Below are 16,761 nucleotides of genomic sequence, written 5' to 3'. Positions count from 1 at the left end.
TTCTGATCCTTGTATTTTCTGTATTTTCTATATTTTCTTGGTATATCACCACTCTAGTGACCTTTTGCCTCAGGCGAGCGATGATCGTCGAGTCTTTGCACCCCGCCTAGAGGAGAATAGAATGACTACTAATAATCAGCCACGTGGAAGGAATCATGTCCTCTATCAATCTCACTCAAGTAGAAGCAGCTCAACGCTCACGAATGCTGCATATTAAGCACTATGATTTCCACATTGATATCACTGGTGATACCCACTTCCCCGCCACCACCACTGTTGATTTCGAGGTCAAAGAGGAAGGATCTACCTTCATCGATCTGGTTGCCTCCGAGGTGTCCAGCGTAACGTTGGATGGGGAGGATATCACTCGCCAAGCTGTGCGCAACAATAACGTGTACGACGCTACCAACGGGCTCTCCCTCGATAATCTCTCGGTGGGCAGCCATCAGCTCACAGTGGTATCCACCATGGAGTTTTCCCATACCGGTCAAGGTCTGCACCGCTTTGTTGATCCCGTTGACGAGGAAGTATATTTCTATACCCAGTTTGAGCCAGCCGATGCCAAGCGCGTCTTCGCGTGTTTCGATCAACCCGATCTAAAAGCCACCTACTCCATCCATGTCACGGCCCCAGCGCACTGGAAGGTGATCACCAATGCACCGCAAGTCATGAGTGAAGCGGATAAGGGCGTAGCAACCTTCTCCTCCGAGATTGATTACCCGCTGTCTACCTACCTCGTCGCCATATGCTCTGGTGATTATCATATGGCCTCCGATCTCTGGCACGGCACTCTCACCCACCACCCAGAGACACCTGCTGCTGAGCACACCGAGTTAGAGATACCGTTGGCCATCTACTGCCGGAAATCTTTAAGTGATCACCTGGACGCCGACGCTATCTTCCTCGAGACCAAGCAAGGCTTCGACTTCTACCATGAGAATTTCGGGATGGCGTACCCCTTCGGCAAATACGACCAGCTTTTTGTCCCCGAATTCAACGCGGGAGCCATGGAGAATGCCGGAGCTGTCACATTCCGCGACGAGTATATTTTCACCTCGAAGAATACACGAACCGCCTACGAACGACGTTGCGAAACTATTCTGCATGAGATGGCTCATATGTGGTTTGGGGATTTGGTTACTATGCGGTGGTGGGACGACCTCTGGCTCAACGAGTCCTTTGCTACCTGGGCCGCGTGCGTGTCCCAGTCGGAAGCCACCCAATACGATACCGCGTGGGTCACCTTTGCCACCGACACCAAGGCCTGGGCCTATAAGCAGGATATGCTGCCGTCAACCCACCCTATATCCACCGATGCCAGCGATATGGAAACCGCCGAACAGAATTTTGACGGCATAACTTATGCCAAGGGCGCATCCGTCCTCAAGCAGCTCCAGGCCTATGTGGGCCGTGAGGCATTCTTCGCTGGAGTACGCCAACACTTTGCCAATCATGCCTTCGGTAATGCTACTTTCGCTGATCTTTTACACACTCTTAGTGCCAGTTCCGGACGCGATCTCTCTGATTGGGCCGCGCAGTGGCTCAAAACTACCGGAATTAATGAACTGCGCGCGGATTTTAGTGTCCAGGATAATCGCTATACCTCTTTCGCCCTTACCCAGTCTGGGGCGCACCCAGGGGCCGGCGAATATCGTACACACCGCGTTGCCATTGGCTTCTATTCGTTGATCGACGGGCAGGTAGTACGCACCGATCGTCTCGAGGTCGATATCGACAGCGAGCGCGTCGAACTCGACCAATTAATAGGCCACCAAGCTGCCGATCTCGTCCTCGTTAACGACGACGATCTCACCTACTGTCTCATGAAGCTCGATGCGGACTCTCGAGACTTTGCTGCCAAAAATATCGACCGAATTGCAGATCCCATGGCACGCACCCTTATCTGGTCGGCGTGCTGGGAAATGGTACGAGCAGGCGACATGCGCGCCCGCGACTTTGTCGACCTGGTGATCACCGGCGCTCCCATTGAAACGGAAATCTCGGTCCTCCAGCGCGTTCTCGGCCAAGCCACCCAGGCACTCGAAGTCTATGCCGATCCACAGTGGGTTAAGGACACCGGTGCACAGCGTTTCAGCAATGCACTGATCGACGCCGCTGCTGCCGCTGAAGCGGGATCTGATACCCAACTCGCCTTCGTTCAAGAGCTGTGCGCCAACCCCTTAGACGATAGGGGGCGGGCTCTCATGCGCAGCATCGTCGACGGTGAACCAGAACTAAATGGGCTCGTAGCCGATCACCAACTCCAGTGGCGCGCCTTGCGTGCGCTTGTTGCGGCGGGTGCAGTGGCAGATCTGGAGGCAGAGATCGTTTCCCTGAGCACCATTGATCCCTCGGCGACGGGCAAACTATATGCGCATTTAGTGCGGGCATCTGAAAATACAGCCACTAATAAAGCTGCAGTTTTTACTGAAATCACCGAAGAGGGCCACCGGCTGAGTAATACCACCCTGCGCTATAAAATGGCCGGACTCACGGGTCTTGCCCGCCCAGAACTGCTCCAGCAACTCAATGACCGATACTTCGAAAAGGTGCCATGGTTATGGGATAACCTCACCTCCGAGGTGGCCCAGGGTGTGCTCGCAGGTCTGTATCCCGCGTGGGATATCAGCCCCGAAGGGGTCAAGCGCACCCAGAACTTCCTCGACTCACATACGATCAGTGCCGGTATCCGGCGTATTCTTACCGAGCAGCAGGCTCTGGTGGAGCGCGCCATAAGAAATCGCGCTGTCGATGCCGCCTAGCTCGTACTCCCCCGTCGCTGCTCTTATTAAGAAGCGGCGGGGAATATTTACTACTATGGCGTAAATCATGGACACAATTTCTCAATTTATAGCCGATCACCCGGTGATCTGGCACTGGCTCGTCAATGCTCCCCTCAAGATCATATTGACCTTGGTGGCAGCTGTTGCTCTCCACGCTGGACTACGCTTTGCCATCCAAAAAGCTGCGAAAGTACACTTAAGCCGCTCGACGAGACCGCAGCACGAATACGCTGCGCTCACCAAAGCTCTTAGCTCCCTGGAAGTCACGAAGCAGGCTCAGCGTGAGTCACGGATCCGCACTCTCAGTTCCGTCGCACGAAGCGCAGTGAGTATTGTCGTGTGGACATGGGCGGCTCTTTCGATTTTAGGGATCCTCGGGGTTAATGTGGCCCCGCTTATTGCCTCTGCAGGCATCGCGGGTGTTGCCTTAGGTTTTGGCGCCCAAACATTGGTGAAGGATTTTATTTCCGGTATCTTCATGCTCATTGAGGACCAGTATGGGGTGGGCGATTTTATCGATGCTGGTGAAGTAATCGGAACAGTCGAGGCGGTATCTTTACGCCTTACTACCGTGCGCGATGTCAAAGGTACACTGTGGTTTATCCGTAACGGTGAAATTCAGAGAATAGGTAATTACAGCCAAGATTATTCCATCGCTCACCTCACAGCGCCGATAAGCTACCGCGCCGATATCGAGCGTGCTATGGAGATCTTCGCGGCTACCACCCTCGAGGCCATCGAGTCCGAGAAATTAAAGGGTTTCATTTTGGATAAGCCGCTTATCGATGGTGTCAACGAAATTGGTGCGGATTATATCCAGTTACGCATCCGGGTACGCACCCTCCCCGATAAGCAGTGGACCGTCGAACGCTATATTCACCAACGTGTACTCAATAATCTAAGGTCCGCCAATATTGCCCTACCCTACCGTCACTTCTATCAGATCGAAGATGAATAATATGTCCTCTCCTCTCGATACTCCCTCAAGCCACACAGACCCCCGCACTCTCTACGAGGCAGTGGGTGGGAATGAGTTTTTCACCCGCGTCGTGCGCCGCTTCTACCATCAGGTTCGCACTGACGATCTCATCGGACCAATGTATCCTGCAGACGATTTCGAGGGCGCCGAGGAGCGTCTGAGGACCTTCCTTGCACAATACTGGGGTGGGCCCACTACCTATAGCGATAACCGCGGACATCCCAGGCTGCGGATGCGTCACGCACCTTTTGCTATAGGAGAGGTCGAGGCTAAACGTTGGTTAGAGATGATGACGAACGCTCTTAACGAAGAAGAAAATCTGGATCCCACTCTTCGTGAAGCTATCGACTCTCATATGACACGGGTAGCATATATGCTGATCAACCAACGTTAAAGGCCCAAAAGATTTGCGGCAGAGGTATAGTAGGCGCTCCCATAGGGGGCGTCTACTCGTATCCACACCCCTAAGCCGGAGACGCGAAGGTGTCGCGGAATATCAATAGGTGCGCTATCAGTGGGAATGAGTCCGAATGCTTGGAGAGCAAAAATCATCCGCATTGGTATCTCTACCTGGGTGTGGGCATTGCTCACAGTGATAACGGTTTGATTCATCAGCGATTGTGGCGGCCCAAGCGGACCAGAGAATTGTCGGGCCAGCGCGCTTCCTTGAGTAGCGAGCTGATAAACCGCAGCGGCGGGGATCTCGTCGATCAGCTGAAAATCCTCGACGCGAGGCAGCGCACCCGCGGACCAGGAGGCATCGTGAGTAGGGTATGGTCCTTGCCCGAAAAGGTCAGCAGCGCGCAGCACCGCCCCACTCCGGCTAATACTGCCCGACACCCTTCTGGAGATAAGTACCCCAAAACCCGTGGGTACAAAAGCTTCGACACCTGATTCAACTTGCTGAAGACGTACGAATGTGTGCTCATCAAAAAGTATCGCTCGCTCAATGAGGGACCGAAGTCCCCCTAAACCTCCGGTAACAACGAGGGATATATCGCTGTTATGCAAGAGAAAGAACCTTAACTTCGCTATCTTTAAGCTGACGCGGGCTCCCCGTGACAATATCGACGGCCACTTGAACAACGTCGATGGTGCATGCCACTGTCCCATCGGCATCTCTAATGACTTGCCGAGTACAAAAGGAGGTATTCCCAATCTCGATGACCTGAGTTTCTACTGTCACCTCTTTGGTATTGGAAAGGATGGGTCGGAGGTATTCAGCTTCAATCTTGCGCACAAATGCAGCTGGAATATCGAGTCCGCGCTTGCCAAATTCGCGTTGTGCGTAAATGAGGCGAGCCTCTTGAGCCAATTCAATATAGGCAGAGTTTGTGATGTGGTGGAATTGATCAAAATCGCCCCATCTTGTGGGTATTTTTTCAATATGTACACCGTGGTGACTATCACTGGTCATAACGTAGGTGGAGCCTTTCTCATCTGTTATTAATCTCTCTCTAGGCTAACAGTGTTGAGGCTGATTGGGTTTAAAAAGAACCGCCGTGGGTGTTCACGGCGGTTATCCATTAGCGGGTAAGCTTGCGGTGCGTTACCCGCGAAGGGCGGGCGGCCTCGGGGCCGAGGCGTTCCACCTTATTCTTTTCGTAATCTTCGAAGTTACCTTCGAACCAGAACCACTGGCCTTCGGCAACATTGCCTTCCCAGGCAAGAATATGGGTACAGGTGCGATCTAGGAACCAGCGGTCGTGCGAAATCACCACGGCGCAGCCTGGAAATTGCTGGAGAGCATTTTCCAGAGAGGACAGGGTTTCAACGTCGAGGTCGTTGGTGGGCTCGTCGAGCAGAATCAGGTTCCCGCCCTGCTTAAGAGTCAACGCTAGATTGAGACGGTTGCGCTCACCGCCGGAGAGAACCTTAGAAGGTTTTTGCTGGTCGGCGCCCTTGAAACCAAATGCGGAGAGATAGGCTCGTGAGGGCATCTCGTTCTGGCCTACGTGGATATAGTCCAAACCATCCGAGACTACTTCCCATACGGTTTTCTCTGGATCGATATTTTCACGTCCCTGGTCCACATAGGACAGCTGCACGGTGGAGCCCACGTTTACTTCACCAGCATCGGGGCTCTCGAGGCCCACGATAGTTTTAAAGAGAGTAGTCTTACCCACACCATTGGGGCCGATAACACCCACGATACCGTTGCGCGGAAGCGTGAAAGAGAGATCCTTAATCAAGGTGCGACCATCGAAGCCCTTGACTAGGTCCTTGACCTCCACCACCTGGGCACCCAGGCGGGGTGGAGTAGGAATCTGAATCTCTTCAAAGTCGAGCTTCTTATATTGCTCGGCCTCAGCAGCCATTTCCTCATAGCGAGCCAAACGCGCTTTATTCTTCGCCTGACGAGCTTTCGCACCAGAACGTACCCAAGCAAGCTCTTCTTTCAGGCGCTTTTGCAGCTTACGGTCCTTTTGACCAGCAACTTCTAAGCGCTCAGCTTTCTTCTCGAGGTAAGTGGAATAGTTACCTTCATAGGGGTAGAGCTTGCCGCGGTCGACCTCACAAATCCACCCAGCTACGTGATCTAGGAAGTACCGATCGTGGGTAACCGCCAAAACGGCCCCTGGGTATTTGGCCAAATGCTGCTCGAGCCACAGAACGGATTCAGCGTCGAGGTGGTTAGTGGGCTCGTCGAGAAGCAGCAGGTCTGGCTCAGAGAGGAGCAGCTTGGCTAGAGCAACACGGCGCCTTTCACCACCGGAGAGGTGGGTGACGGGCGCATCAGAGGGAGGACAGCGCAGAGCTTCCATAGCTTGCTCGATTTTAGAATCGATTTCCCAGGCATCGGCAGCGTCGAGAGCTTCCTGGAGTTTACCCATCTCTTCCATGAGCTCATCAGTGTAATTAGTGGCCATTTCTTCGGCGATGGCCTCGAAACGATTTTTCTTTTCAAAGATCTCGCCCAGACCCTCTTCCACATTCTCGCGGACGGTCTTTTCTTCGTTCAGGGGTGGTTCCTGCAGGAGGATACCAACGGTCGCACCTGGGTCGAGGAATGCCTCACCATTGGAGGGCTGGTCGAGCCCGGCCATGATTTTTAAGATGGAGGATTTACCGGCACCATTAGGTCCTACCACACCGATCTTTGCGCCTGGGTAGAAAGCCATGGTCACATTGTCCAAGATGACTTTATCGCCAATGGCTTTGCGCACATTCTTCATCGTATAGATGAATTCACCCACGTTATCTGCCCCTTATATGTCAATCGTTTTATAACTATCAGATCACCCAAAACAGTACATCACTACCCAAAAAAGCGCACCACATCATCTATAAGACCGATACCTCATGTCGGTCTTATAGATGGGCAATGCCTAGGCACTCACAACGGTTGGCGTATGAGCTCTCCCTTTACTCGTAGGGGTTGTGATTTCCTTAGCGTTAACCTCATCGAGCTGAATGACGTCGCGCACAATCTGTTCGCTCTCTGGCTCAATGCTCACGGTTTCGGCTCTCCGGGCTTTATCCAACTCACTGCGGTGATAGCGACAGGCATATTTGCGCATATCCACCCCGATATGCGTTGCTCGAACCACAATCCGAGATTCGGTCTTGCCTTCCCGCTCCCATTCTTTGTGGATGAGATCCCCGAGTACAATCACCTGAGTGCCCTTACCACCCTCCCCTAGGGCGAGATGAGCGTTATGGGCCAAGTTCCCCCAGCACTCTACATCAATATAGAGCTGGTTATAGCTGATAAACCCAGAATTCTCGACCCGGCTGTGATCGGATTGAGCAGAATCTCTAGCGGTCTCGGAGTTGCCGGTATCGGCGTGGTGTGGGTCGCGACGATACCGAGAGGAAGCAATGCGGAATTTGGTGAGCATTGCGCCGGACGGGAAATGATAGACAGTGGGATCGCTGGTGAGATTTCCAACGATAGTGGTTGTGCTGAGCATAAGGATCTAATCCCCTTTCATGGGATACGAATAGTGGATCACCGTCCCTGCCCGTTTCCACACTGCCCAGCGCCATCCCTTGCGTGAGCTGCTGATTGAGCAGAGTTTTCGATACCCTCAGTGTCGTTGATTGTGATCCCCACGTCGCGGCGAGTCAGTAGGTGTGACTGGATCCTGTGGATAATATGCCAGCTTGAGATTTTCCTAGCCTTGGGGTTTCCCGTCGTTCGTGCGTATCGACGCCAGCATCTGGTTATAGGCCTCTAAATCAGCGTCATCATCTTGATCCGCCTTTTCGTCGTAGATATGCTGCTGCTTGCGGTCTTCTTTGAGCCATTGTCTAAACAATGCTCCGAAAACAATAATGAGCGGGAAGGCACCGGAACCCCACGCGATACCGCCACCTACATTCTGATCGTGCATCAAGTCCACGCCCCAAGGAAGATTAAGTGATGCATAAAAGTCCTCGGCCAGAATGGTCGACAGCTGCATGAGGTATACCCCGAAGTAGAGATCGAAGGGCATCGCAAAAACCAGCCACAAGAGCCGCGAGAGCACAGAATTTTCACGCGGCTTGGGATCCTCACCGATCATCTCCCAGTAGAAAATATAGCCAGAGATGAGAAAGACCCAGTTCATCAATAGGTGGCCGGCGTGTTCGGATACCACATAGTCGTACCACGGGGTGATATAAAGCACGTAGAAGAATCCAGTGAACTGAATGGTATTGACGGCTGGGTACATGATTACGGTGAGAATACGTGATTGCAGTAACGCTTCAACCCATTCTCGCACTCCCCCGTGCCCTGGCTCGGTGACACTCATTAACAGGCGCAAAGGAGCGCCCAGAACTAGACATACAGGAATCACCATGGACAACAACATATGGGTCACCATATGCATGGAGAAGAGCGCCGGCATATAGAGCCCTATTCCAGAACTCATGCAGATCACCAGAGCTCCTGCGCCCAGCATCCACCACATGGTGCGGAATTTTGACCATCGAATCTGCTTCTTTTTGGCTCGAACCAGACCCCAGAGGTAGAGGCCAATGAGCACCAGGCCGAAGAAGGAGAACATAATATCGAAACGCCAGACCGTCCAGATGGAGATGATGGTGGGTTTGACGGTGAGGTCGTAGCCCATCTCCAAGGCCATAGGGCTGAGATCGAAAACACGTGGTGGCGGGGGTGGCGTTCGGCCTAGTGAGATTGCCACCCCGATGGTGGCCGCCATGACTACTGCCTCACCGATAGCCACACGCAGAAACGGGGTGTGATCCCCACTTCTTAAAGCAGGTATGGTGCGCTGACGATGCCAGAAACCGAACAGTGCGAGGGCGATTATTAATACCGCCTTAGCTACTATGACACGCCCATAGCCGGTGGTGAGAAGGTGCTCAGGGCGTACCCGGATAGCGGCATTGATAAAGCCTGATAGTGCCAACATGATCACCGAGACGAGGGCGATATGGGAATAGCGACCTACTACTTGGACCATCTGGGGCCCCAGTCTGCGGCCGTGGGCTATGAGTGCCATGAGCCCGCCCACCCAGAGCTGCATAAAAAGCAAATGCCACAGCAATGAGTTAGTACCGTAGTCATGATCTCCGCCCGCGGCCGAGTGCCCTTCCAAACCGAGTGGCAAGACAATCAAGAGAGCTCCGGCGCATAAAAGCGGTTGAGAGCGCCAATTCTTGGAGAAGAATGCTGCTATCCCCACTAGCGCTGCAATAACGGCTGAACCCAACCACGCTTGGGATTCCGCTACTTGGGAAATTGCCACTGGCCAGTTAGCAGGGCGCAGCGCCTCAATAAAGGGTTGCCCCGAAATATCGGAGAGCACCATGGGCACCATCACTAAAGCAACAGCGCTAAAACACCACGCCGCCACCATGCCGGTACGGGCTGCGATTACACCGTCTACAGTAAGCGGAGCTTGGTAGAGATCGTGCTTTCTGGGACTGAGTAAAAAGGCTGAGAAAAGGAAGGATCCAGAGCTTAGGGCCGCGAGAAACCATGCCGCTGCCCTTAAGAAAGGAAATCCTGCTGTGGTGGCGGGGCCTGGATCCGGAATGCCGAGGGCCGCGAGCGATTCCGAAAGAAACCCCCAAGCGATTACCGCCCCAATGAGGCCCGCCACAGAGAAGCACAACACATACAGTGGCCACATGGGGCGCACCTGTGCCCCCGATTTCTGTTCCTGCATGCTTAACACCCTAATCTCAATGAGTGGCTTTAGGTATCTAGGGCTGGGAAGTTTTTGTTCCGCACGGGTTGTGGGTTAGTCTAGCTAGCAGAGTTTGCCTCCATAGCTCAGTGGATTAGAGCGGTCGGCTTCTACCCGATTGGTCGGGGGTTCGAGTCCCTCTGGGGGCACCATAGAAAAATCCCGTGGGTTCAGCCCACGGGATTTTTTGTCTCAAGCTAAGCCATCTTGGAATAGAACCATCCCATTACGGGGCTAAGAACTGCCCCCGGGATAATCTGAGACAGCGTATTCATAGCCTTAGATAGCGGTCCTGGGACAACGCGACGCTTATTGTTCGCCATTGCCTCCAAGGTCTCCTCCGAACACGATTCATAGGTGGTCCACAGAAAATCGGGGACGACCTTGTCCACAATCGACTGCTCACTAGGATCAATAGTGGCCTCCCGCACCGGCCCAGGGGCAAGAAGTGTGCAGCTTATGCCAAGAGGTTTAAGCTCATAGTGAAGAGCCTCGGTGAATGCATTCACACCCGCTTTAGTGAATACGTAGGTGGCATTATTGGGAATGGCGATATTGCCGGCCGCGGAGCCTACATTGCAGATAGCTCCGGATCCGCGCTTGAGCATATTGTCTACGGCGGCCTTAGTGATCTCGAATACTGCTCGGGCGTTGAGCTCAAATTGCGCAGTCTCGTATTCCCAATCCTGGTAGATAAAAGGGCCAAAACTGGCGATGCCAGCAGAGTTAATCACGATAGAGATAGGCTGGGTGAATACGTCTTCGATCATCTGGGCGCGCTGGGCGGTATCGGAGAGATCGCAGGGATAGACCTCTGCAGTAATCGCGTGTTGTTTACGCAAAGATTCCGCTAGTTCTTCCAGAACATCTGAGCGCCGGGCAACCAAGATGAGATTATAGCCCCGCGCGGCCAGATCTTTGGCCATCTGACGCCCAATCCCTTGGCTTGCGCCGGTGATGAGCGCCCGAGATTCTAAGGTGGGTGCAGGTAAGCTCATTATATTCTCCTTGAGGTCTTGATATGGTGTCTCGGCTATTTGTCACTACGTGTAGCTAAGTGTCGCTACGTGTCAGAGTTCTTGGCTCTTGGTTCTAGATTCTTGGTTTTTGGTTCTTGCCAATGGGAATCTCATTGTCTAAGCCTACCTGCTTCGTTGCCGAAGAAACGGCTGTCTATGTCATTGTTGTCTGGCAAAGTTACTAAGGTAGAAAAGTATGAGTGAAATAGCTGCGAAAAATAACCGCTTGGTGTGGATCGATCTGGAGATGACCGGGCTCGACCCTAACCTTCACACTATTGTTGAAGTTGGAGCGATCATCACCGATGCCGAGCTCAATATCATCGGCGACGGCGTCGATATCGTTGTTCACGCCGATTCCGCTCAACTGGCGCATATGGATGATTTTGTACGCACTATGCATACCGAGTCGGGGCTGCTTCAGGACATCATGGACTCCCCTGTGACTATGGCCGAAGCTGAGGAGGCCATCCTCGACCTTATTGCTCAGCACTGCGATCCAGAGCACCCAGCACCTCTTGCGGGAAACTCGATTGCCACCGATCGCAGTTTTATTCGCGCCTATATGCCGCGCTTAGATAAAGCTCTGCACTACCGGATGATTGATGTCTCAACTCTCAAAGAGCTCTCCCGTCGCTGGGCCCCGCCGGTATATTTTCATCAGCCGAAAAAGGGGCTCGCGCACCGCGCGTTGGCCGATATCGTGGAGTCTATTCGAGAACTAGATTACTACCGCCGCAGCTTGATGAGCACCGATCTATCGTCACCGGATATCTCAGCCGCACAGGAGGCTGCCACCGCACGCTACCAGTCATTTTTGGAAAAATAGAAGGCTCGGGTTAATATAGTCCTCGCTGCTTTAAACGGTAGCGTGGTGGCTGTAGTTCAGCTGGTAGAGCACCAGGTTGTGATCCTGGGTGTCGCGGGTTCGAGCCCCGTCAGCCACCCCCAATAGATAGAAGTGGCCTCCGTATATGCACGGGGGCCACTTTTGTACTCCCCCTCATCTCTAAAGGGGGAGTTTTTGTACTAGGAGATGGAGGCGTTGCCAGCCTTCCACTGCTCCCACTCGATATTCCAATCACCCAGACCGTCGTAGACGGAGAGGATACCGCCTTTGGTATTTTTCACCGTGACTATATCTCCACGCTTAACAAAGTTCTGGAACCACGCAGCGTTCTCGGTACTGACATTCACGCAGCCGTGAGAAACATTGGAATTTCCCTGAGCCCCAAGTGACCAGGGGGCGGCGTGGACGAAGATACCCGAATAGGACATTTGGGTGGCATAGGATACCGGGGTGCGGTATCCCCCGTCTGCGACTGATAATCCGAACGTTGATGAATCCATTAACAAGGATTCATACTGATCTCCGATGATATAGATGCCATTGGGGGTCGGCCATTTATCGGAGCCCAAGGAGACGGGCATCGTCTTTACAGCCTCACCGTCCTTGAAAATGGTCATCGCCTTCGTTGAATCATCGACAATGGCTTCGACTCGGGAACCAATGGTGAAGTCAGCCTTATTGCCATTATTGGCATAGACACCATCGGCAAGCTCAATACCGTAGAGATTCGCATCCACCGACACTTTGGTTCCTGGTTCCCAGAATGTTTCGGGTCGCCAGCGCACTTGTTGATTAGAGATCCAATAAAATGCCCCGTCAACCTTTGGCTCGGTCGTAATACGAATAGCGTCCTGCACAGCCTTGCGGTTTTCCACGTAGGAATCAAAAATGACGGCGATTGTTTGCCCCACGCCCACCTCGGCGCCGTCGAGCGGGGCCAGAGAGGTGTTCACCAGGGAGTTGGGTTTGATGGTGGAGAAAGCAGCTGTTGTTTTTTCTCCATTTTTATCAGTAGCAACCAGTGTATATTCGCGGTTGAATCCGAGATCTTCGGCTGTGGTCCACCCCATCATATCTGCATCCATCTCGCCTTTGACCTGATACCCCTCTTCATTGGTCATAGTTACCGACGAGAGTCCGTCACCGAGTGATTTCACTAACACGGGCTTATTGGGCGGGACCTTACTCGCTCCGTCCTTAACGCTCGCTTGGGGCGCTTGGGCGACAACGACAGACGTGGTGGGCGCGACGGACTGGGCTGCACCATCGGTCTTTTGATCAATGGTGCACGCAGTGATCTGAACCATCACCAATCCTGCTAATAAGAGGGTGGAAAATGCGCGCGTAAAAGCCATAAAAATGCGGGATTCCTTCGACGACGTGGGACTTACTGGACGAATAGAGTGCGTTTATAGGTGGATTATTGATTTAGATATCCATCCTAAACATCCTAAACAATGAACTGCACTTTATTATTATCCACTACTCTGGTGTGAAGATGGACAAGCACACCGAGGTTGAGGCGATAGCAGCTTCTAAGTCCCTGGCCCATTTCCAGCCGCTATCGCTCTTATCTCTAATACCGCCTCTGACGAGCACTTTTGCGCGGAATGGAAGAAACTGTTATATTTTTCTTCGTTGCTTAGCGCAACCTTGCGCCATTAGCTCAATTGGCAGAGCAACTGACTCTTAATCAGTGGGTTCGGGGTTCAAGTCCCTGATGGCGCACCAGATACGTCAAGACCTCGTTGGATATGAATCCAACGAGGTCTTCATTATATTCAGCCCGAGACGATCTTGAGGATTTGCCTAATTAAAAATATGTGGTGTAGCGTCTTTCTTCGTTGCGTGTTTAATTACGCACTCTTGCGCCATTAGCTCAATTGGCAGAGCAACTGACTCTTAATCAGTGGGTTCGGGGTTCAAGTCCCTGATGGCGCACCAAAGAAACAGTCCGCTGGGTTGGAGCCCGAGCGGACTTCTTTATGTCGCCCTTATGCGTATCGCACCAGCAAGGGTGCGTGATCGGACCAACGTTGCTCGACGCTGGGGGCCTTCTCTACCCAACATTTTTCTGCTCGGTCGAGCATTGCCTTCGTTGCTGCTTGGTAGTCGATGCGCCACCCGGCGTCGTTATTGAACGCTTGGCCGCGGTATGTCCACCAGGTATATGGGCCTGGTACCTCAGGAGCCAGGCGGCGACTGATATCAAACCATTGCGGATCCTGTGCTGGTTGCCACATAGTTTTGGCGCTGTAATTCACAGTTCCTTGCCATTGCCATAGTCGCTCTTTATTTTGAGGGGTGGCATCGGGGAAGGAACCAAATACATGATCAAGAAAAGCGCGCTCCTCGGGGAGGTGGCCGGATACTTTCTCATTGGGCTTATTATTTTTGAGATCTTCTGAACGGTGGCAGATATTCCAGTCCCCACCGATCACCATATTTGGGTGGCTCTTGGCCCGCTCGCTGAGAATATCGGCAAACTCATCAAGGAAAGTGTATTTCTCATCTAATTTCGGGGAGTTGGTTTCGCCGGATGGGAGATAGAGCGAAGCAATATGAATGCCCAGAGTATCGGCCTCGATCCAGCGACCCGCCTCACTAAAGTTTCCGAATCCGATCGAGGTATTAGTAAACTCGCCGCGGGAGAGTATACCCACCCCAGCGCGCCCCTTGGTGCCGGGTAGGAGGGATTCCGCCATAACTAGATTCCATCCCGATTCGAGGGCTGGGGCGAGAGCCGCACGGGTTTGAGCCTCGGTTGCGCGTACTTCTTGGATGAGGACGATATCGGCCTCAGTGTCCTTCAACCATGGGTTGATGCCGTGATTGGACTCATTGCGTTTTTTACTCGCTGCACGGATTCCGTTGACGTTCACACTCGCTATTGTCACAGTCATGTGGCCAGTTTAACGCACGAGTCTTCTCTCATATCTTGTGTAAGCTTAAGGTTTATAAGCTTTTCCCTTCGAAAGGATTTTCTATGAAGCGTCGCCTACTGAGTATCTGTGCCGCCCTCGTGATGAGCGCAGGTCTAATCACACCAACTCATGCTCAAGACATTTTTAATGGGGGCCGTTTCGCCGGTGGCTCCTCCGATCTCTATGCGCAGCTCTTCCCCGCACCCGGCCCCCCGCTACCGGAATTTGGAGGTACTGTAGATCTCGACCGCTATCAGGGAACGTGGTATCAGCTGGCCGCCATTCCACAGCCGTATACGATCATGTGCCTGACTGATACCACGGCCACATATGAGCGTATCCGTGAGGATGCCGTCAGTGTGGTTAATCGCTGCTCGACCGTTTTCGGGCCCTCGATTGTTGATGGCTCTGCCGAAATTCGTAGCGACGCCACCCTCCGGGTGGATTTCCGTGGCATCCCCTTCCAGCGGCCCAATCGTCCCGGGAATTACCGGATAACCTATTTAGCCCCTGATTATTCTATGGCTATTGTCGGTAGCCCGAACCGTAGTTCTGGCTTCGTTCTTTCGCGCACCCCCCATATCAGTGATGAGAAGTGGCGTGAGGTTCGTCAATTGATTGAGCAGCGTGGTTGGTGGTCGTGTGCATTCCTGACTACCCCGACGATCAACGGGCGAGCCGATACTACCCCTCTCTGCCAACTTCCTTAGTTTTTTTACCCCCAGCTGGGACTTTTGACCTAGAGTGGGGGATATGAAACGAGCCCTCATTATTGTTGACGTTCAAAATGACTTTTGCCCCGGTGGTAGTTTAGCTACCGCCCGGGGGGAGCTGGTAGCAGAAGCCATTGCAGATCATCTCGCTGAGCGCCACCGCACTTACGATGCGGTGGTTGCCACCAAAGATTGGCATATTGAACCCGCGGGACACTTCGCCGCCGAGCCCGATTTTGAGCAAACGTGGCCGGTGCACTGCTTGGCTGGTACCGAGGGAGCGGAATTTCACCCGGCTCTCGATTCGGTACTGATCTACCTTCATGAGGTTTTTCTCAAGGGCCAGTATGAGCCTGCTTATTCCGGTTTTGAGGGCCAATCTCATGATACCTCTCAGCCATTAGCGCAGTGGTTGCGCGAGCGTGATATTGAGATCCTCGATATTTGCGGCATTGCCACCGATTACTGCGTTAAAGCGACGGTCTTAGATGCTCTATCGCACGACTTCGAGGTGCGCGTCCTGAGTGATCTCTGTGCCCCTGTGAGCGAAGAATCTGGGGCAGCCGCCTATAAAGAAATGCTCTCGCGCGGGGCTCAGTTAGTGTAATGACCGCTAGCTTTTTATATGATCCCGACTGCAGATTGTGCACTCGGCTCGCTCACTTCGCCCGCCAGCGCATCGCAAGAAACGATATGGCTCTCATCCCTGCTACCACGTGGCCCCACCCCCTCAACGCTGATCCCAGCCAGACCGCCATTTATATAGCCGAGCCTGGTGGTGCCGAACTAGTAGAAAACCACGCTATCGCCGCGTTGATGCGCCATATGGTTTTCCCGTGGCCGCATCTCGCCCCTGTGGTCGACCACACCCCTTTCGCCGGGGCGGGATATCGTTTTATTGCCGCACATCGCCATCACCTGGGGTGCTCCCTGGCAAAGAAATAAAACCCTGCCGGTTCCGGCAGGGTTTTTAATCTTTAGCGGGTGGCAAGGAGTTCCTTGAGCTCGCGAATTTCTGCTTTCCGCCGGCGTTTTGCAACAAAGCTCACAACGACGATGCCGCACACAACTGCACCGGCAACGCCGAGAACTTTTTGTACTTGCGGATCATTGAGGCGCGCGCTCAGGGACTGCTTTGCATCTTCGACCAAGTGGGCGGGCTTGGTGCGGTTGGCGATTTCGTCAAGAGTAGCGGCAAGCTGGCGCCGGCTACGCTCGATTTCCCGCTGGATATCATCAATATTTCGAGCCACGGTTTTTCTAAACTCCTCGTTGATCGGGGTTATTGCTATTTAATAACTATATTCTCACTATATCGTGCTTTAAGCTTATTCGCTTTGCAGAGAAGTA

Annotated in this window: 16 protein-coding genes and 4 tRNA genes; 11 read left to right on the top strand and 9 right to left on the bottom strand. The window is 53.1% G+C overall.

The features are described 5' to 3' along the window. The first annotated feature begins 155 nt into the window (after nt 1-155). The 3 genes from pepN to NXT00_RS08820 all read left to right on the top strand — a co-directional run bounded on the left by pepN (nt 156) and on the right by NXT00_RS08820 (nt 4,156). Nucleotides 156-2,762: an aminopeptidase N gene (pepN, locus tag NXT00_RS08830; protein WP_259158757.1), complete on the top strand. Its 2,607-nt coding sequence runs from the start codon at nt 156-158 to the stop codon at nt 2,760-2,762. 67 nt (nt 2,763-2,829) lie between these two features. Next, on the top strand, nt 2,830-3,741 hold the full coding sequence (locus NXT00_RS08825) for a mechanosensitive ion channel family protein (RefSeq protein ID WP_259080209.1): 912 nt from the start codon (nt 2,830-2,832) through the stop codon (nt 3,739-3,741). A 1-nt stretch (nt 3,742) separates the two neighbouring features. After that, the gene (locus NXT00_RS08820; protein WP_259080207.1) at nt 3,743-4,156 is read left to right on the top strand and encodes a globin; all 414 of its coding nucleotides are present in this window, start codon (nt 3,743-3,745) and stop codon (nt 4,154-4,156) included. Here NXT00_RS08820 and NXT00_RS08815 read toward each other — a convergent pair. The 5 genes from NXT00_RS08815 to NXT00_RS08795 form a co-directional block, all read right to left on the bottom strand. Continuing rightward, nucleotides 4,153-4,773 (bottom strand): hypothetical protein, encoded by a 621-nt coding sequence (locus NXT00_RS08815; protein ID WP_259158756.1) that lies wholly within the window; start codon nt 4,771-4,773, stop codon nt 4,153-4,155. The two genes, NXT00_RS08820 and NXT00_RS08815, sit on opposite strands and share 4 nt — an antisense overlap. Continuing rightward, a complete protein-coding gene (locus NXT00_RS08810) occupies nt 4,766-5,179 on the bottom strand; it encodes a thioesterase family protein (RefSeq protein WP_259080205.1) in 414 nt (137 codons plus the stop codon). Before NXT00_RS08810 ends, NXT00_RS08815 begins: the two co-directional genes overlap by 8 nt. Before the next feature lie 109 nt (nt 5,180-5,288). After that, nucleotides 5,289-6,959 (bottom strand): energy-dependent translational throttle protein EttA, encoded by a 1,671-nt coding sequence (ettA, locus tag NXT00_RS08805; RefSeq protein WP_259080204.1) that lies wholly within the window; start codon nt 6,957-6,959, stop codon nt 5,289-5,291. A 132-nt stretch (nt 6,960-7,091) separates the two neighbouring features. Next, a complete protein-coding gene (locus NXT00_RS08800) occupies nt 7,092-7,676 on the bottom strand; it encodes a single-stranded DNA-binding protein (protein ID WP_259080203.1) in 585 nt (194 codons plus the stop codon). A 204-nt stretch (nt 7,677-7,880) separates the two neighbouring features. Further along, entirely contained in the window at nt 7,881-9,884 is a 2,004-nt protein-coding gene (locus tag NXT00_RS08795) for a bifunctional copper resistance protein CopD/cytochrome c oxidase assembly protein (protein WP_259080202.1), read from the bottom strand. 96 nt (nt 9,885-9,980) lie between these two features. On the opposite strand from NXT00_RS08795, the gene NXT00_RS08790 reads away from it, so the two are divergent. Next, a tRNA-Arg gene (locus NXT00_RS08790) sits at nt 9,981-10,057 on the top strand. A gap of 45 nt (nt 10,058-10,102) precedes the next feature. Here NXT00_RS08790 and cmrA read toward each other — a convergent pair. After that, nucleotides 10,103-10,903, bottom strand: a complete 801-nt coding sequence (gene cmrA / locus NXT00_RS08785; RefSeq protein ID WP_259080200.1) for a mycolate reductase — start codon at nt 10,901-10,903, stop codon at nt 10,103-10,105. Between the two features lie 217 nt (nt 10,904-11,120). Here cmrA and orn point away from each other — a divergent pair, with 217 nt between their 5' ends. Then, nucleotides 11,121-11,753: an oligoribonuclease gene (gene orn, locus NXT00_RS08780; protein ID WP_259080198.1), complete on the top strand. Its 633-nt coding sequence runs from the start codon at nt 11,121-11,123 to the stop codon at nt 11,751-11,753. A 45-nt stretch (nt 11,754-11,798) separates the two neighbouring features. Continuing rightward, nucleotides 11,799-11,871, top strand: a tRNA-His gene (locus tag NXT00_RS08775). A gap of 82 nt (nt 11,872-11,953) precedes the next feature. On the opposite strand, the gene NXT00_RS08770 is transcribed toward NXT00_RS08775, so the two are convergent. Then, the gene (locus tag NXT00_RS08770; RefSeq protein ID WP_259158755.1) at nt 11,954-13,129 is read right to left on the bottom strand and encodes an Ig-like domain-containing protein; all 1,176 of its coding nucleotides are present in this window, start codon (nt 13,127-13,129) and stop codon (nt 11,954-11,956) included. Between the two features lie 300 nt (nt 13,130-13,429). On the opposite strand from NXT00_RS08770, the gene NXT00_RS08765 reads away from it, so the two are divergent. Then, a tRNA-Lys gene (locus NXT00_RS08765) sits at nt 13,430-13,505 on the top strand. Between the two features lie 137 nt (nt 13,506-13,642). After that, nucleotides 13,643-13,718, top strand: a tRNA-Lys gene (locus tag NXT00_RS08760). 50 nt (nt 13,719-13,768) lie between these two features. On the opposite strand, the gene NXT00_RS08755 is transcribed toward NXT00_RS08760, so the two are convergent. Continuing rightward, a complete protein-coding gene (locus tag NXT00_RS08755; protein ID WP_259158753.1) occupies nt 13,769-14,677 on the bottom strand; it encodes an exodeoxyribonuclease III in 909 nt (302 codons plus the stop codon). Between the two features lie 83 nt (nt 14,678-14,760). Between NXT00_RS08755 and NXT00_RS08750 the strand changes: the two genes are divergently transcribed. From NXT00_RS08750 to NXT00_RS08740, 3 genes are read left to right on the top strand one after another with little or no spacing between them, the layout of a single operon-like run. After that, on the top strand, nt 14,761-15,408 hold the full coding sequence (locus NXT00_RS08750; protein WP_259158752.1) for a lipocalin family protein: 648 nt from the start codon (nt 14,761-14,763) through the stop codon (nt 15,406-15,408). Nucleotides 15,409-15,451: 43 nt separating this feature from the next. Then, nucleotides 15,452-16,018 (top strand): nicotinamidase, encoded by a 567-nt coding sequence (locus NXT00_RS08745; RefSeq protein ID WP_259080190.1) that lies wholly within the window; start codon nt 15,452-15,454, stop codon nt 16,016-16,018. Then, complete coding sequence (locus NXT00_RS08740) at nt 16,018-16,356, top strand: DUF393 domain-containing protein (protein ID WP_259158750.1); 339 nt, start codon at nt 16,018-16,020, stop codon at nt 16,354-16,356. Before NXT00_RS08745 ends, NXT00_RS08740 begins: the two co-directional genes overlap by 1 nt. A gap of 32 nt (nt 16,357-16,388) precedes the next feature. On the opposite strand, the gene NXT00_RS08735 is transcribed toward NXT00_RS08740, so the two are convergent. Next, nucleotides 16,389-16,664, bottom strand: coding sequence for a DUF3618 domain-containing protein (locus NXT00_RS08735; RefSeq protein WP_259080186.1), 276 nt, complete (start codon nt 16,662-16,664; stop codon nt 16,389-16,391). Nucleotides 16,665-16,761: the final 97 nt, after the last annotated feature.

Origin of the sequence: Corynebacterium sp. ES2715-CONJ3, from assembly GCF_024814365.1 — a bacterium.
In the GTDB taxonomy this organism is placed as follows: domain Bacteria; phylum Actinomycetota; class Actinomycetes; order Mycobacteriales; family Mycobacteriaceae; genus Corynebacterium.
The sequence above is the reverse complement of the archived record's forward strand: the minus strand, read 5'-3'. Positions and strand labels throughout refer to the sequence as shown.

Bases quoted from the DNA above. Each gene is read 5' to 3' on its own strand.
- pepN (WP_259158757.1), top strand. From the start codon at position 156: ATGTCCTCTATCAATCTCACTCAAGTAGAAGCAGCTCAACGCTCACGA.
- NXT00_RS08825 (WP_259080209.1), top strand. From the start codon at position 2,830: ATGGACACAATTTCTCAATTTATAGCCGATCACCCGGTGATCTGGCAC.
- NXT00_RS08820 (WP_259080207.1), top strand. From the start codon at position 3,743: ATGTCCTCTCCTCTCGATACTCCCTCAAGCCACACAGACCCCCGCACT.
- NXT00_RS08810 (WP_259080205.1), bottom strand. From the start codon at position 5,179: ATGACCAGTGATAGTCACCACGGTGTACATATTGAAAAAATACCCACA.
- NXT00_RS08800 (WP_259080203.1), bottom strand. From the start codon at position 7,676: ATGCTCAGCACAACCACTATCGTTGGAAATCTCACCAGCGATCCCACT.
- NXT00_RS08795 (WP_259080202.1), bottom strand. From the start codon at position 9,884: ATGCAGGAACAGAAATCGGGGGCACAGGTGCGCCCCATGTGGCCACTG.
- cmrA (WP_259080200.1), bottom strand. From the start codon at position 10,903: ATGAGCTTACCTGCACCCACCTTAGAATCTCGGGCGCTCATCACCGGC.
- orn (WP_259080198.1), top strand. From the start codon at position 11,121: ATGAGTGAAATAGCTGCGAAAAATAACCGCTTGGTGTGGATCGATCTG.
- NXT00_RS08770 (WP_259158755.1), bottom strand. From the start codon at position 13,129: ATGGCTTTTACGCGCGCATTTTCCACCCTCTTATTAGCAGGATTGGTG.
- NXT00_RS08755 (WP_259158753.1), bottom strand. From the start codon at position 14,677: ATGACTGTGACAATAGCGAGTGTGAACGTCAACGGAATCCGTGCAGCG.
- NXT00_RS08750 (WP_259158752.1), top strand. From the start codon at position 14,761: ATGAAGCGTCGCCTACTGAGTATCTGTGCCGCCCTCGTGATGAGCGCA.
- NXT00_RS08745 (WP_259080190.1), top strand. From the start codon at position 15,452: ATGAAACGAGCCCTCATTATTGTTGACGTTCAAAATGACTTTTGCCCC.
- NXT00_RS08740 (WP_259158750.1), top strand. From the start codon at position 16,018: ATGACCGCTAGCTTTTTATATGATCCCGACTGCAGATTGTGCACTCGG.